The sequence below is a fragment of the Rhizobium sp. NPDC092011 genome, from assembly GCF_044756305.1.
GTDB lineage: Bacteria > Pseudomonadota > Alphaproteobacteria > Rhizobiales > Rhizobiaceae > Rhizobium.
Window position 1 is genome coordinate 1 of record NZ_JBIVSO010000015.1, and the last position, 16,072, is coordinate 16,072.

Sequence of the window (16,072 nt, forward strand, 5' to 3'; positions counted from 1 at the left end):
TCAGCGGCAATCAGCATGATAACTTGATCCCGACCGCGACCTAAGAATCTCATCCAGATTGTCGCAAGCGTCTCATCCTGATTGCCGCGCTATAGTGTGCCTTCAATCTGCGAGGAAAGAACGGCTTCTTTTCTTACATACATATAAAGGAACAGCTCCTGTCGCGGGAGCAGCATTGTGATACCATCCAGACGCCCGAGCGCACGCTCTGCCAGACTGAGACGCTCTAGTAGGGAAAGCACGTCGATTGTCGGCTCGGGCGGCAATGGCGGAGGCACGAACGCCCGGACTGTTTCGCTGGCGACTATTGTATCGACGAAGCGACCGAGGCGTGGATTGGAATCGGACATGCCCTAATGTCCATCTCGGCCGTTATTTAAGCAAGAGACGTTTTATTTAAATAAGCGTCCAGCTTAGATAAGCAAGCTTAATTAACGAGGCTACCGTCGATCTCCCAGGCGCGGATACAGAGCAAACTGCTTTATATTTAATGGGTTTGCCAGCATTCAACGTGCCCACTCCGATACATGCTTTCTTAAAGCTGCGCCCCTATTTCCGCTTGCCCTCGGCATTGGCGCCGAGAGAAACGGAATGAGTATGGCCAAACAAGATCTTTCATCACGTCATTTCCAGCGAAAACTATCGGAGTTCTGCGAGGTGCGCATCGCTCCGATCGCATCAAAGCGAGTGCTGGAGAATATCCGCCCTTATCTTGTCAGCCTGATCATCTACAGAAAGTCGCCGCCAATCCTGAATGGTCACATCGATTGGCTGGCGATTGGACAAGCCTGCGGGATCGAAGCCGAGTTGACGGCAGAACTGAAAAAGCAACTGCGGCCAGGGATAGACGCTATCATCCGATGGCTCGGCGCTCCACCCGCCGCTGAAGATGCGCGACAACCAAAGACGCCTGCCCGAGCGAGCAAGATGGGATCGGTCAAAAAGGTAGCTACCGCACCCCCCGCCAGAAAACCGAGGCGCGCTGCGACCGACGGTTCCCTTGCTCAGCCTGCTTCCGCTCCGCGCGGACCTACACCGAAGCCGATCAGCCCGTTTCCGGAACCGTTATTCGAGGCGACCGAGGATCCGGCGAGTCTTCAGGATGCACTGGTCTACCACATGCGCCGGTTCGGTGACAGCTATTGCCAGCTTTACCGCGCCGTCATTCGTCTCAATGAGACCTTCGACAACAAGACACTGCTATCCTGGATCCAAGGGGAGCGGGTGCCGCGTTCAGTTGTGAGCTTCGACATCCTGCGCCGTATTGAAAGGCGCTACCGCTTGCCAGACGGATACTTCAAAGAGAAGCTGCCAAATCAGGCGCGCTCGCTTTATGGTCATGATCTCGGCGATATTGGCTCGGCTGAGCGGCGGCGGATTTCTTTGCATCTGCCAGATGATTTCAGCAGCTTGCCTTTCACGAAGAGGGAGGAGATCCTCGATTGGGTTCGTCGGGTGATCATTTCCGGTTCCACCGAGTACCGCCGCTATCAGGCCGCAGCCAGCAAGCAGCGTTACGCCATCCGATTTCCAGGCCTCACCTATGGCGGCGGTTCGCTTTCACCGCGATCTTTGGCGTCGGCGACTGGCGCCAACCAGAGCTCAACCGAGGAGTGCGACGATCCCGACCTGCTCTCTGGCGTAATCGATGCGCCGCCTCGCCTTGCTATGGAGATGGCCGATCTTATCCGTTTCAAAACATCGACGCTGACGGCTATCGGTTTTCAGCGCAACGGTGTTTGGGGTGAGGAGACTGCGTCACAAAAGATCGAACACCTCGGTTTGATGTTCGGAGCGCTAGCCGCGTCGCCGAACGGTGCGGTGAAGGGCCGTGGCGTACAACCCGGCCAATTGAGCTTTGGTCTTCTCGTCTTCCCTGGTGTCTGGGACTGGTATCTACAGTGGCGAGAGCAACGAAGGGGCTTCTACACCAAATGGGAGGAAGATATGCTCATGGTGGCACAAGCCCTTACCCGCGCCGATGTTGGCTGGATCCGTCAGCATCCGGAATTGCTGAGAAATGTCAGGCCCATTGAAGGCTTGATTGAGCAAGAAGAGATCAATTTCGCCGCACGCGACTGGCACGGCGCATGCGATGCGTTTCACCGACATGCCGCCAACCGATCCAAGGAAATCCAGCGAGTCATGCGTGTCCATCGCGACCCGTTCGAGCCAATTATGTGCGTCCTTGAAGCGGAGAGCCCGCTGGCGGAATATCGCAAGATCACCGACGAGATTCTAAAATGCATGCCGGACGAGGATCGGTATCCACGACAGGCGGCGGAGGCTGTTCGCTCCTTTTTGCTGCTACGCCTTGGCCTGCATCTCGGGCTCCGGCAGAAGAACCTTCGCCAACTACGTGTCTGCCCGCGCGGGCATTTTCCCACATCAGAACGCCGGCTCGCAGATCTTAAATGCGGCGAAATGCGCTGGAGCGATCGCGAACAGGGATGGGAGGTCCTTATTCCGTCTGTCGCATTCAAAAACTCTGGCTCATCTTTTTTCGGCCAGAAGCCGTTTCGGCTGATCCTCCCGAATCTGCTCAACCTCTACAAATATCTCGAGGCCTATATCGATAAGCATCGTGGCGTGCTGCTTCGCGGCGCCAAAGATCCTGGTACGCTCTTCGTCAAAACGGTGAAGACCACCAGCATCGATGCAGCTTACAACTCCACTACCTTCTATGAGGCTTGGAGGACCGTTATCCAAAGGTACGGGATCTACAATCCATATACCGGGCGCGGTGCCATCAAGGGCCTGTTACCCCACGGACCGCATAATCTTCGAGACATCCTTGCGACACATATTCTGAAAGAGACCGGTTCCTACGAACAAGCGAGCTATGCAATCCAGGATACGCCCGATGTGGTGCAACAGCACTATGGTCGCTTCCTCCCGCAGGACAAGGCTGCTCTAGCCGCCAAGATTCTCAACCAAGTTTGGGAAACGGCATAGGGTCGGCTGAACCGCCCGGCTCGGGTGTGAAAAGAATATCGCATCCGAGCGGAACACCTCCGTCTCGCTCTTGAGCGGAATCGAACTTACGGCCACCATCTCTCAGATGGTCAACTGGCTGAATCCACGCCAATTACTTGGAGATCGGACAATTACCGCGAATGGCCGAACATCTCCTCTTATTTGCGATCAGAGCTGCGAGCGCCAGCCGGTCCTGAAATTCAAATCCGTCAGCATTTGGAAGCTGCTGCACCAGCGCACTTCGAGATCGTTGCAGACATCCGGTATCCTGCGATTTGCCCGTTTGGTACTCGGCTTAGACGCCTCGACCGTCACGACGATCCGGTCGGCGCGATGTGCCAGGGCATGGGCAATCAAGAATGGATCGCGGCCGACTTCGATAATCTCGGCGTCGTTGAGATCGGGCGCATATTTTTCGATGACGATCTGAATGAGAGCCGGATCGACATCCTGATTTAGCTTGAGGGCGTCACAATTGTCCCCCTCATTCAACCATTGCGCCAGTTCCGAACCTTCGGTGACCTCGTCGAGGATTTCGACCGGGATTTTCAGCGCGCCGGTCTCGCCCATATGAACGAGCCAGTCCCAAAATTCGGGCACGCGCTGGATCGGGTAGTAAAGATTATGCGCCGTAATGAGGACATTTGCGTCGAGAAGATGCACGCCGCCCCCTTAAGCCACGCCGTCGGTCAGCGAGAAGACGTTGTTCGGCTTCACGCCGAGGATCGCCGCCGCCTTGGAAGGCGACAGGGCTCCGTCTGTAAGCATCCGTTTCGAAAGGCTCAGAAGGCGATTGCCAAGCCTGTGGCGACGAACGAGATAGTAGCTCGGCCCACCTTCGTTTTCACGCGCGCGTGCTCTTTGAGCTGCCTTATTGTTCAGCCACTGCTGCCGGAAGACAGCCGTCACTGACGACCATATGGCGTGGTCGATGATCCCTTCGCGATAGAGCTTATAGGCAACCATCGAATGGCTGATCTGGCGTAGCTCCGCGATTTCGCCGATACGCGCAATCACCACGTCCTGGCGCGCTCCGCGCAACGCGACCTCGCCGGCGATCTCGGCCGAAGGCAGCAGAATACGCCCCGCCACATCGTTGCAGAAGGTTTCGATATCCGATGTCGGCCGGCCGCCGCTCACACCTGTCTGGCCGAGCCAGATATGGGCAAGTTCGTGCAGCAAAGTGAACGACCAAGCCTGCTCGCTGTCCTGGTCGTTGATCACAACGAAGGGCGCGACCTTGTCGGAAAGGGCGACCCCCCTGAACAACTCAACATTGAGAGCGCTGTGGTGACTTCCCAGATTTCCGATCAAAAGCACGAAAATCCCTGCGGCCTCTGCGCGTTCGCGCAGATGGGCAAACCCTTTGGGCGTGCCTCGACCATTACCGGATCGGAAAGACTGGAGGCTGAAACCCAGACGCTCGCTGATCACCGTGGCCAGTTCTTCCGCTCCACGGCGAATGTCATAAGATGCCACGAAATCGAGTGGTTCGGCCTCTTCCTCGCTCTCGAGCAATGAACGCACCATTTCCTGACGAGCGCGAACTTCGCGCAACAGCGTATCTACAAGCGCTGCATCGCGCTGCGCATATTCATCGGGAAGGGTCCGGAAATCCTCGCCGCGCGCCGCGGTTACCGGCGGCTCGGCAAGATAGAAGGTGAGCAGCGGGCGCCGGTATTGTGTGGACATCTTGATCAACTGTGGACGGGTCGGCTCAACCTGGCCGTCTTCAAGCATGGCAAGGCGATCGATGCCCGCAACACCGCGTGCATCGCCGATACCGAGCTTTTCGGCAGCATCTTCTACACTGAACCCCGCGGTCTCGCGCGCCCAACGCAGGATCGATGGATTGACCTTTGGCACCTTTCACCTCTGTTCGGACAGGCCGATACTTCGTTTGATTTGATCATGCAATCATTACGAAAGATATAGTCGTGGAGTGGGGCACATCTATGAAATACACCGCCGAACAGCAATCTCGCGCATTCCGCTCGTGCCACGGCTGGCCTCTAGCGGCTCGATTGCCTTGAAAGGACACGGACCTAAGACCCGTAGTCTCGGCATCATTGAAATGATGTATCCATATGATTTTGTTGGAGACAGCCGGTCTTGCGCTTCTCACGACCGTGCCCTGGGTGCCCGAAGTCACACCGATACCTATGCCTCTGCTTAGGCTTGGCCCTTCAGTTTTGGCGCTCCATGAAATAGAATTGGAAGCTGCAACCCCAAATTTATCCGCTCTTTGCGAAAAATAGCCGGCAGTGAATCCGTTTTTTGCGTTGTATCCGATAGACCATCCGTATCCATCCGGTCCCTGGCCATAAAATCCTACTTCGTTCAAGCTAACTGCATTTGGACTCGGGTTACTTCTTCCAATGCTAACCACGATCAATCTCCTCTCTAACCTCGCGCCAAACCATTGGCCAAATCAGGAGGTTCGCCTTAAAAAAAGCGATATCGTCCTTATCTCCCATTCTTCTTTTGACAGAAGCAGTAATAGAGGCGCTCATAGGCCCAAGTATTATTGAAACAATGAATGGCAACAATAGAATTCTGAATACGTATTTCGCATAAATATCGCCAATATAATTTATAAAGAAATCTTCAGAAAAATAAAACATTCCACAAATCAGGAATAATATGCAGAATATAATACTAACTCTAGAGTTCATTTTACCACCAGCGCTAATTTTTACATCATAATACCGTATTCGTACATTCAATGAAGTACGATCTTTCAGAGAAGCTCCACGAAACAGTGATGCGACTTGACTACGACAGCGAGTATCCTTGATTCATAGAACACGTACGAAGGACACGAATGTCGCCCGACAGAAAATCGCTGGCGCATGGCAGGTCCTCTGAGCGCCGCCACCCATTGGAGCTCCAGCCAGTTGCGGCGACCGTGCTCTAGTTGCACTTGAACGATTTGTCCGGCGATAAGTCGTCAAGTCAATCTAGGTCGATTGCCTGTGGCCAGCAATAAACCGATGCCTAATTTCCCACTCTTTGCCTCCAATCAGAGGACCATTCTCGGCCTACCCACCCTCCGCGTGATAGACGCGACCCAAATGCTAGCTGAATAGCCCCTAGATTTGTAGACGCCTTCTTTCCTAATTTTGAGGCAAGAAGAGCATCATGAGCAAATCGAATTTCAGCGAAGATTTTAGGCGCGACGCCGTGCGTCAGATCACGGAGCGAGGCTATCCGGTTGCGGAGGTTTCTCAGCACCTCGGCGTGAGCCAGCATTCCCTGTATGAATGGAAGAAGAAGTTTGCGGCGTCTAACGCCAAGGACAACGATGAGGCCGAGGAGATCAGGCGGCTGAAGAAGGAACTGGCTCGCGTCACCGAGGAGCGAGATATCCTAAAAAAGCGGCCGCGTATTTCGCCAAGGATGCAAAGTGAAGTACGCGTTCATTGCTCTGCATCGCTTGTAGTTTTCGGTGCGGACGATGTGCCGCCTCCTGCGGGTTCATCCCAGTGGATTTTACACCTGGCTGAAGAACCCGCTGAGCAGGCGAGCCAATGAGGACAAGCGACAGATCGATCTGCTCCTGAAGGCGTGGGAAGAAAGCGGCAAGGTCTACGGTTATCCCTTTGGCCAGCAGGCAATTGCAAGGCAATTGCCGAGAGGCGCAAGCTGCACGACGACCTTCTCGATCAGGGAGAGATGTGCTGCCCGAACCGGGTTGCGCGTCTGACCCGTCTCGCCGGGATCAAGGCACAGATCGGTTATAAGCGCCGCCCCGGCATCTATGGTGGCAGACCGTCTGTCGTCGTCGATAATACGCTCGACCGGCAATTTGACGTTGCGGCCCCGGACAAGGCCTGGGTCACGGACATCACCTACATCCGAACTTGCGAGGGCTTCGCTCACCTTGCGGTCGTCATCGACCTCTATTCCCGCCGTGTCATCGGCTGGGCGATGCAGAGCCGTCAAACCACGGACGTCGTATCGCAGGCCCTGCTTATGGCTGTTTGGCGACGCAAGCCGAAGGAAAAGGTGCTGATCCACTCGGATCAGGGCTCACAGTTCACCAGCATGGACTGGGCCTCGTTCCTGAAGCACCACAATCTGGTTCACTCGATGAGCCGACGCGGCAACTGCCACGACAATGCGGTGGCCGAGAGCTTCTTCAATCTTCTGAAGCGAGAGCGGATACGTCGCAGGGTCTATCGTTCACGCGATGAAGCTCGCCAGGACGTGTTCGACTACATCGAAATGTTCTACAACCCGAAACGCAAACACGTCGGGAACGGGATGCTGTCGCCCGTAGAGTTCGAGAAGCAGCAGAAAATCTAACCCGAGGGTGTCTACGGAACTCGGGACTATTCAGACAATGAAAAGGAATTCCCACATGGCACCTCGTCAAACATCGATTGCACGCAAAATCGCCTCTCCCTGGATTGACTTTAAGTAACGACGAATCAAATGCTTGGCGGCCTAACAGAGGAGAACACTGATGGCCGACGAACCTACGATTGAGACTACTGCGACGACCGAGGCGTCAACTGCAGCACCCGCCGAGAAGAAGACACGCAAGACGCGCACGCCGAAAGCTGCCGCCGAAGCCAGCAACGTCGATGCTGCCGTCGCACCTGCTGAAAAGCCGGCGAAGAAGACGCGCGCAAAGGGTGGCTCCAAAGCGGTTCCGGTGAAGGCCGAAAAGTCGGTTGTCGCACCGAAGGTGGCCGTCACTCGCGCACGCCGGGTTCAAGCTGCTGGTTCCGCTCCGGTCTCTACCACTGCTAACGTCATTGATGATATCGCCGATCTCATCAAGCTTGAGGAAGAGAACAAGCAGCTTCGTAAAGAGCTCTCCGAAAAGCTACGCGCAGAAAATGCGGATCTGCGCGAGCGGCTCGGCAAGGTGTGATTTCTGGCTTGGAGCGGCGTCATGTATTTCCATGCGATGGCGCCGCCGATCTTTCGTCCGATTGGTCGGGATCAATGCGACCTGGGTGACAATAAATGACCGCGGCAATGTCCCGCCGCTATACTTTGAAGGTTCCATGTCATGAAAACACCATGGAGATTTGTGGCCGACCTGGTGTCGCGTAAATCGAAACCACATACTCATGGCAACAGCCCTACGGTCGAACCGAAGACAATTGTTCTAGAATACAAGACCATCCCCGAAGAGGAACAACCTGGTTTCGGTGCGACGGCAATCGACCGCTCCGCAGCGCCTGACTCCGAGGCGCAAGTCGAAGCCAGCCGACCCGAACCTGAAACCGACCGGACTGAAGCCGGAGCGGCGGTGCCAGTTGCAGCGGAAGCCTCTGCCGCCGCAGTCAGTAGCGAGGAGACCGCAACCCTCGCCACCACGCAGCGGGCCGAGCAAACCTCACCTACTTCCGCTGCAGCCAAAGCTGCGGAAACACTGGGGAAGCCAGCGCCAGTACGCCGAAAGAGGGTTGAGGCGATAGCGCAGTCGACGGCTTCGATCGGAACAGCGTTAGAGGAAGCTCCTGCCGTCGCAGCAGGCCCGAGACCCCTCACGGATGAAATGGCCGACCTCGATGCGGAAATCTCTGCGTTGAGACGTCAGCTTGCAAAGAAGCTTACCGAGCAGAATGCGCAATTGCGCAAGATGCTCGCGAGGTTCGAGGCGAGCTAATCGCGCGCCGCTATTCCGATCGAGGTAAGGCTCCGCCGATGGCGGAGCCTCGTGATCTGTGAATCGGCGTCGCCGAATGACCCCGCTCATGTTTGAAATATCAATGCCTGTTGACGCCAATCTGCCTCTAATCACCGCGCCGATTCACAGCGGTCGTCGCCCCCCTAAAAATCATGAGGGCAGTTCCCAGCCGAAGCGGATGGTCGATCCTATGCAGGCTGGTAGCTTGCAACGATGACGTCGGTACTGGTGATCACTTGATCCGCGAGGCGAAGCTTGGCAAACGGAGTGTCGGCGTTGAAGATGCCGGTGGCCCTGCCCTTGGCCGGCCGGGGTCAGGGACGTTATCCAAATTTCTAGGAACAATCGCAGTAGGTGAAACGTTGTAACGAGCAGTCGGGCGTGAGCGTAATCGGAGTGTGGCGCTCTCCTACCCTCGGAAATCCGAGGTTGCTTCCAGCCTTCGAGCTGTGACGCGGGGTTCGAATCCCTGCCCCGGCTACCAAATATATCGCACGCGCTACGGCGCCGTGTGAATCAGCGCAGTGATTAGGGCCTGCCGCGTGTGAGATCCCAGACCTTGCACTATCATGTCTTCCCGCATGCGCTGGCGAAGCGGTGTCACCGGGACATCCTATTGAAAACTGGCGTTGAACGTTCCTCCTGTTGAATGGAATACAATGGTCTGACAACACCAGCAGCCTGCCTGGCGCCTCAGATGATCACACCGACCTCACCGCGCAGGCCCTCCCGCGGAGCGGGTTCGTGCAAGAGGGTGTAAAGCAGTCGTCCCGCGCTTGGCTGCAACCTCACTTTTTGAAGACTACAACCCACAGCCAACAAACTCGGATCGGTAATGATGTGATGGGATTCGAACTGGCGACCTGCACGCTTCTCACGCGTAAGTGCGCCTGATATCGTGCAACAGCACTATGGTCGCTTTCTTCCGCAGGACAAGGCAGCATTGGCCGCCAAGATTTTGAAGCAGGTCTTCGAAGCGGCACAGAGAGCTGAATCAGACAAGGCTTAGGCTCAGCGCAACCTGATGCGAATGAGCGTTGTCATAGAGCCCACCTTTATCGCTTGAGAGTGCCAACCATTCGATTGATAGCGTCCCAATACTCCTTGTGCATGGTTTCGGCCGCTTCCGAGATCGCCAGCTTCCAAGCAGGCCCACGATCCCATGCCTCCTCCAGAGCGTCAGCCAGTGAAGGCCCATGGCCCGTGACCGGCAGGGCGTCGAATAGTATTCCTGCCTGTCTAAGGTCTTTATCCCGTTTGGCTTGGCCGCCGGCGTCGTTTTGGCGGCGACCGGCAATGATAAGCTTGTGCACCGCGTACCTGCAAGGATCAGGGATGACAACTGAGATACCGGCACCATGTAGCAAGATCGAACGAACGGGATCGCGGATCAAGAAATCCATGAATCTTAGCGGTTCGGCTGACGCGCCGCCGAGAGCGGGCATGTTGGCGGGTTTGTTGGAATATTCTTCGGCTCCCCTGTTTGTCGTCATGAACTCGACCCTGTAACCGCTTTGATTCCGAAAGGCATGAGATCGAGAGCTACCGCTGATATGCGGCACTGCGCGGAACGTCGGATCAAGCCCTTTTAGGAGATCGAGGATCGGCGGCAGCGAATCCGCCACCTCGGCGGAAATCGCGAAATCCTGGGCTAAGTCTGCATCACCTGTTAGGATCGCCGCCGAAGGCAGACGGATGCCAAGATATGCCGAGTAGCATTGAAAAGCGACCGTGCCGATCAGAACACCACGCAACCGGAACAGACCGGCCTTGGCAAGCACCTGTACAATATCCCCGGTAAAGCGATCAGCGGCAATCAAACCGGCCTCGCGCGTTAGCGTGGAAACGAACTTGCGGCGAGCCTTAAAGTCTGACTTCTCACCCTTGAAGGTTTCGACCCGTTCCGAAATCAAGGGATCGTCGGCAGGCCCGACGTACCGGCGCTTCTGCCCACCCTCACCATCGGGTTGGTCGAAATACCAATAACGCCGACCATCGACTGCCACCGGCACGAATCTACCCGATGGGGGGAAGTCTTCCGCCCAATCATCATCAAATGCCCGTTGCTGGAGCTCCGCGACCATGGTGCGGAACATGAGATCAATCTGCTTAATCGAGGCGGCCTTTATATCGTTTTTGCAAATCTAGTATAGCTACAACCTTTAAGCAAGCTTGGCTGCTTTTACCCAGTGGGCCCTGCCGCGCCTCCACTCCTCCAATACCAGTCAATAGCGACGCTGATCCTAATTATATTATTTTCGTGAATATAGTATAGCATCGCTGTCGGGAAGCCCCGCTCTTGAGGGGATCAGAACCGGCGACCTAGGGCAATTAGACTTTCATAGCGCCCTGTTGTGAAGAATCGAAGCTGTTGTACCCGGCTGTTGATTTCCGCGGAGAGCTAAGCTGGCGTTGTTTCCGACAGAGCCGTGTAGTATCCTCAAGTCCGATATCCCCTCCACTTGCGGCAGCTGCATGTTCGGTTTACGTCCGATGAAGAGCACAAGAAATAGTTACCGTTCTAGTATCTCGGTTGCGATTGACCATGTTGAGGGGGCCAGACCTTTGCGGATTGCATCAGATGCCTGACCGCCGCCATTTTGGCATGGCTGATGATGATGATGATGATGATGATGATGATGATCGGTGCCAACCCCTTGAATCTTCACAAGCTTTGATGCGGCCGATGCGACGGAGTACCGTGTTTTCGCAATCGGCCTTTTGTTACTCCCCAATGATTAGCCCTTCTTCGGCAATTTCCTCACGTCCGGAAAAATAGTTGGCGATCAATGCGCCTGAAATGTTGTGCCAGACGCTGAAAATTGCGCTGGGCACGGCCGCGAGCGGCGAAAAATAGGCCGTGGCAAGCGCCGCTCCCAATCCGCTGTTCTGCATCCCGACCTCGATCGCCAGCGCCTTGCGCTTGTAGAGGTTGAGGCCGAAAGCCTTGGCGGCAAAGAAGCCGAGGAGATAGCCGAGACCGTTGTGCAGGACGACGACTGCAAAGATGAGCAGGCCGGACTGGGCGATCGCGCCTTTGCTGACGCCGACGACCGCCGCAACGATCAGCACGATGCCAACAACGCTGACGAGAGGGAGTATCGGAGTGGCTGTCCGGACCAGGCGAGGCAGAAGCTTCTGCGCCAGGAAGCCGAGAGCCAGCGGCAGGATGATGACCTGCAGGATACCGACGAACATGGCCCACGCGTTGACCGGCAGATACTGGCTGGCAAACATCCAGACGAGGAAGGGGGTGACGATCGGGGCCGCGAGTGTCGTGACGCTGGTGCAGGCAACGCTGAGCGCCACGTCACCCTTGGCAAGATAGGTCATGACATTGCTGGACGTGCCACCGGGGCAGCAGCCGACGAGGATGACGCCGGCTGCGACTTCCGGCGGCATGGGAATGATGCGTGTCAGCAGGAGCGCCAAAGCCGGCATGATGACGAAATGGGCGACAACGCCAATGGCGACTTCAACGGGCCGCCTGCCGAGCTCCCTGAAATCGTCGAGGGAGATCGTCAATCCCATGCCAAACATGATGATACCAAGCAGGATGACGATGTAAGGCGCGACCTGCTTGAAGACGTCGGGCAAAAGGAAACCGAGAACGGCAAACAAGATGACCCATAGGGCGAACGTCTTGCCGACGAAGGCCGAGAATGATGCGAGCGCTTTCACGATGATCTCCTCAGAGGTGGATAGATGCCAATAGTCCCCATGGCCTCGCAATCAGGCACATGAACGCAAGGGAAGCGTTCGCGCCCAGGGCGTCCGCGGGTCCACAACACTTTCAGTGAATTCATGCGCCTTTCTGCGAGAAAGGAACGCCAAGGCGGCTGAGATCTCGGACTGCCCCATGCGCCGCATTGGATGTCAGGGCCGCATAGGCCTGCAATGCGGAAGAGACCGTGCGCTCGCGACAGATGGGCGACCAGGCCGCTGCGCCACGCGCATTCATGGCCATGCGGCGCGCCTCCAGTATGTCCTGCGCCACGTCGAGATGAATGGACCGGCCCGGAATATCGATCTTGATCACATCGCCGGTTTCCACGAGCGCTATCAGACCACCCTCTGCTGCTTCCGGGGAAACATGCCCGATCGAGAGGCCGGAACTGCCGCCGGAAAAACGCCCATCGGTCAGCAGGGCGCATGACTTGGCCAGCCCCTTTGATTTGAGATAGCTGGTCGGGTAAAGCATTTCCTGCATGCCCGGGCCACCTCTGGGGCCTTCATAGCGCACGATCACGACGTCGCCCGCGACAACCTTGTTTCCCAGTATCCCGGAGACGGCTTCTTCCTGGCTTTCAAACACGACCGCTCGTCCTTCAAAGACCAAAATCGACGCATCGACACTGGCGGTCTTCACGATACAGCCCTCTGGAGCGAGATTGCCAAAGAGCACAGCCAGCCCGCCATCTCGGCTGAAAGGGTGCTCTATCGAGCGGATGACGCCTTGTTTGCGATCGGTGTCCAGATCCTCCCATCGCACCGACTGGCTGAACGCCGTTTGCGATGGAACGTTGCCCGGAGCGGCGCGAAACAGCGTGAGGACCTTCTCGTCGCGTGTCTCCATGATGTCCCATCGCGCCAGCGCGTCGTCGAGGGTGGGGGCATGGACGGTGGGCAGCGAAGTATCGATCAATCCTGCCCGATCGAGTTCACCCATGATGGCCATGATGCCGCCGGCGCGGTGCACATCCTCGACATGCACGTCGCTTACCGCAGGCGCGACCTTGCATAATACCGGCACGCGACGCGACAGGCGGTCTATGTCGGCCATGGTGAAATCGATATTGCCCTCGCGCGCGGCCGCCAACAAATGCAGCACGGTGTTGGTGGACCCACCCATGGCGATGTCGAGGCTCATTGCGTTCTCGAAGGCCGCGCGTGTCGCAATACCGCGCGGCAAGGCGCTGTCGTCGCCGCTCTCGTAGTAACGCCTGGCCAGATTGACGACGAGTTCTCCCGAGCGCCGGAAAAGGCGCTCGCGATCCGCGTGGGTGGCGACGATAGTGCCATTGCCGGGTAGCGCCAGGCCGAGCGCCTCGGTCAGACAGTTCATCGAATTTGCGGTGAACATGCCGGAGCAGGATCCGCAAGTCGGACATGCCGCCCGTTCGACTATCGCCACCTCCTCGTCGCTATAGCTCTCATCGGCTGCAACGACCATCGCATCGATCAGATCGAATGCCCGCTTGCGCCCTTTCACGACGGCCTTTCCGGCTTCCATTGGACCGCCGGAAACAAAAACGGTCGGAATATTGAGCCGCATCGCCGCCATCAGCATTCCAGGCGTGATCTTGTCGCAATTCGAAATGCAGACGAGCGCATCGGCGCAATGCGCGTTGACCATGTATTCGACGCTATCGGCGATCAGGTCACGCGAGGGCAGCGAATAGAGCATGCCTCCATGGCCCATTGCGATACCGTCGTCGACAGCTATCGTGTTGAATTCTTTTGCCACCCCGCCGGCAGCTTCCACCTGCCCGGCGACGAGCTGCCCGAGATCCTTCAGGTGAATGTGCCCCGGCACGAACTGCGTGAAACTGTTGGCAATGGCGATGATCGGTTTTCCGAAATCGGAATCCTGCATGCCGGTGGCGCGCCACAGACTTCTGGCGCCGGCCATATTTCGGCCATGCGTGCTGGTTCTCGACCTGTAAGGCGGCATAGGCTTTCCTCCCGAATGTCAATTCGGCGAAGACTATGTCGCTGGAAGATTTTCGTAAAATATATTATTGAACCGCCATTAGGTCGCTAGAGATATGAGAAAATGGATATTCGTCAACTCCGGCATTTCGCCGCCGTGGCGGAAACGCTGCATTTTGGAAAGGCTGCGGCACGGCTCGGCATGACGCAGCCGCCGCTCAGCCAGTCGATCCGCGCACTTGAGGAGGATCTAGGTGCGCCGCTCTTTGCCCGCAGCAAGCGCAGCGTTGCAATGACGCCGTTCGGCACACAATGGCTGCCGCATGTGCAGGAGGCGCTTGCCGGTGTCGACATGCTTGCGGGCATAGCCAGACGCATCCGTATGGGCGATGCGGGCCGGTTTGACTTTTCTTTTGTCAGTACCGCCGATTATGGGCTGCTTCCCGATGTGGTTCAGCGCTTCCGTGAACTTTATCCGGACGTGGAACTCGCCCTGACGGAGGCAACGAGCGATATACAGATCGCCGCATTGCAGGACGGCAAGGGCCATGCGGGAATCATCATTCCGCACCGCGAAGCACCGCTTCCTGCCGGCCTCTGCTATCGCACTCTCGTTTGCGAACCGCTGATTGCGGCGGTGCCGGAGAGCTGGATCAGGGAAGCACGTATTCTTCCCCTCGATGGACGGCTTTGTGCTGACGCCGTGATTTCGTCGCCGCTTGTTGTCTTTCCCCGCAGAGCTGCTCCATCCTTCTACGATCTGGTCACGGGGTACTACGCCGCCTGTGGCGGCTCGGTCCGCATCGCCCAACATGCGATTCAGATGCAGACCATCATCAGTCTCGTTTCGGCTGGCATGGGCATCGCTCTTGTACCGGAGTCACTCCGAAATCTTGCGCGGCCAGGCGTTCGCTATCTCGACTTGGAGAAGGATCCACCGCAACTTGAAACCGGAATAGTCTGGCGCCGGGACGATGAGACGCCGACACTGCGCAATTTCCTTCGCGTGGTCACGCAATTATTTGGATCCGACTAGTATCCGCACTGGGTTTAAGACCCATGTTTTCCGGCAGCGCGGCGCATCCGGTGCGCCTATTCGGAATGGGATCGAGACCAGCAGGCCTCCGGAATCGAAACTTTTTTTAGCCCCGGGTAACCCATCAGCGTGGCTTTGCCCGAAGAGAGGGACATGGCGGCGTTACAGAGCGCGGTCGCAAAACATCAGGCGGAAACCTGTTCCCCTTTTCGTCAGGTCTGTCCAGATGGACTACACTATCTGGGCCGGCCTGCTCCATTGACTACTCATCAACAATATGTTGCGCAAAACTCACTTGTTCTGCCGCTTCCTGGTACTTACGTGTAAGGTGAGTGGAATGTGTCTTCGGAACGCCCATCGCGCATACCTACAAAAATGCGATTCGCGCCGAGGTAAGTAAGCCGAACCAGCAATCCTTCGATTCCCTTTCTTGTTGCATATTGGCAGGTCGACCCCAGCACTTCGCCAGCTGACACCCGAAATTCTTCAGGTTCGTCAGCAAGTCGCGTCAAATCTGGGGCACGTAAAGACTAACCTTTCACCAAAACGACGATCTCTTCAATGATCTCGGACTACAGCTCGCTTGCCTTACGGGCGGCAACCTCCATCCATTGGAGCAGCAAGCCCTTGTCTTCGACCAGAAACTTTGCCCGATGCTTGAGAAAATCTAGGGTGTCGCCGGGATGGCATCTCTCATAGTCGGCGCGGATGAGAGCTTCGCAATCGATAGACTCCCAATCAGGGCCACTTGCCAAGACGCC

10 protein-coding genes and 2 pseudogenes are annotated in these 16,072 nt (G+C 56.6%); 5 read left to right on the forward strand and 7 right to left on the reverse strand.

Features of this window, described 5'->3' with window-relative positions:
- Positions 1–95: 95 nt before the first annotated feature.
- Positions 96–350, reverse strand: a pseudogene (locus ACIQJ2_RS32300) (Fic/DOC family N-terminal domain-containing protein); the annotation flags it as partial.
- 247 nt (positions 351–597) lie between these two features.
- On the opposite strand from ACIQJ2_RS32300, the gene ACIQJ2_RS32305 reads away from it, so the two are divergent.
- Positions 598–2,955, forward strand: a complete 2,358-nt coding sequence (locus ACIQJ2_RS32305; RefSeq protein ID WP_400675408.1) for a hypothetical protein — start codon at positions 598–600, stop codon at positions 2,953–2,955.
- 189 nt (positions 2,956–3,144) lie between these two features.
- On the opposite strand, the gene ACIQJ2_RS32310 is transcribed toward ACIQJ2_RS32305, so the two are convergent.
- Complete coding sequence (locus ACIQJ2_RS32310) at positions 3,145–3,639, reverse strand: DUF4411 family protein (RefSeq protein WP_400675406.1); 495 nt, start codon at positions 3,637–3,639, stop codon at positions 3,145–3,147.
- Between the two features lie 9 nt (positions 3,640–3,648).
- Entirely contained in the window at positions 3,649–4,842 is a 1,194-nt protein-coding gene (locus tag ACIQJ2_RS32315) for an ImmA/IrrE family metallo-endopeptidase (protein ID WP_400675404.1), read from the reverse strand.
- A gap of 1,275 nt (positions 4,843–6,117) precedes the next feature.
- Between ACIQJ2_RS32315 and ACIQJ2_RS32320 the strand changes: the two are divergent.
- From ACIQJ2_RS32320 to ACIQJ2_RS32330, 3 genes and pseudogenes are all read left to right on the forward strand, one after another.
- A pseudogene (locus ACIQJ2_RS32320) lies at positions 6,118–7,284 on the forward strand (IS3 family transposase).
- A gap of 160 nt (positions 7,285–7,444) precedes the next feature.
- The gene (locus tag ACIQJ2_RS32325; RefSeq protein WP_400675402.1) at positions 7,445–7,858 is read left to right on the forward strand and encodes a SyrB-like regulator; all 414 of its coding nucleotides are present in this window, start codon (positions 7,445–7,447) and stop codon (positions 7,856–7,858) included.
- Between the two features lie 141 nt (positions 7,859–7,999).
- The gene (locus ACIQJ2_RS32330; protein WP_400675400.1) at positions 8,000–8,602 is read left to right on the forward strand and encodes a hypothetical protein; all 603 of its coding nucleotides are present in this window, start codon (positions 8,000–8,002) and stop codon (positions 8,600–8,602) included.
- Between the two features lie 1,076 nt (positions 8,603–9,678).
- Here the strand turns inward: ACIQJ2_RS32330 and ACIQJ2_RS32335 are convergent.
- From ACIQJ2_RS32335 to ilvD, 3 genes are all read right to left on the reverse strand, one after another.
- Complete coding sequence (locus ACIQJ2_RS32335) at positions 9,679–10,737, reverse strand: GSU2403 family nucleotidyltransferase fold protein (RefSeq protein WP_400675412.1); 1,059 nt, start codon at positions 10,735–10,737, stop codon at positions 9,679–9,681.
- A gap of 610 nt (positions 10,738–11,347) precedes the next feature.
- The gene (locus ACIQJ2_RS32340; protein WP_400675399.1) at positions 11,348–12,304 is read right to left on the reverse strand and encodes a bile acid:sodium symporter family protein; all 957 of its coding nucleotides are present in this window, start codon (positions 12,302–12,304) and stop codon (positions 11,348–11,350) included.
- 121 nt (positions 12,305–12,425) lie between these two features.
- Positions 12,426–14,297 (reverse strand): dihydroxy-acid dehydratase, encoded by a 1,872-nt coding sequence (gene ilvD, locus ACIQJ2_RS32345; protein WP_400675397.1) that lies wholly within the window; start codon positions 14,295–14,297, stop codon positions 12,426–12,428.
- A gap of 102 nt (positions 14,298–14,399) precedes the next feature.
- Here ilvD and ACIQJ2_RS32350 point away from each other — a divergent pair, with 102 nt between their 5' ends.
- The gene (locus ACIQJ2_RS32350) at positions 14,400–15,311 is read left to right on the forward strand and encodes a LysR family transcriptional regulator (RefSeq protein ID WP_400675395.1); all 912 of its coding nucleotides are present in this window, start codon (positions 14,400–14,402) and stop codon (positions 15,309–15,311) included.
- Positions 15,312–15,883: 572 nt separating this feature from the next.
- Here the strand turns inward: ACIQJ2_RS32350 and ACIQJ2_RS32355 are convergent.
- A complete protein-coding gene (locus tag ACIQJ2_RS32355) occupies positions 15,884–16,066 on the reverse strand; it encodes a hypothetical protein (protein WP_400675393.1) in 183 nt (60 codons plus the stop codon).
- Between the last annotated feature and the right edge of the window lie 6 nt (positions 16,067–16,072).

Bases quoted from the DNA above. Each gene is read 5' to 3' on its own strand.
- ACIQJ2_RS32305 (WP_400675408.1), top strand. From the start codon at position 598: ATGGCCAAACAAGATCTTTCATCACGTCATTTCCAGCGAAAACTATCG.
- ACIQJ2_RS32325 (WP_400675402.1), top strand. From the start codon at position 7,445: ATGGCCGACGAACCTACGATTGAGACTACTGCGACGACCGAGGCGTCA.
- ACIQJ2_RS32330 (WP_400675400.1), top strand. From the start codon at position 8,000: ATGAAAACACCATGGAGATTTGTGGCCGACCTGGTGTCGCGTAAATCG.
- ilvD (WP_400675397.1), bottom strand. From the start codon at position 14,297: ATGCCGCCTTACAGGTCGAGAACCAGCACGCATGGCCGAAATATGGCC.
- ACIQJ2_RS32350 (WP_400675395.1), top strand. From the start codon at position 14,400: ATGGATATTCGTCAACTCCGGCATTTCGCCGCCGTGGCGGAAACGCTG.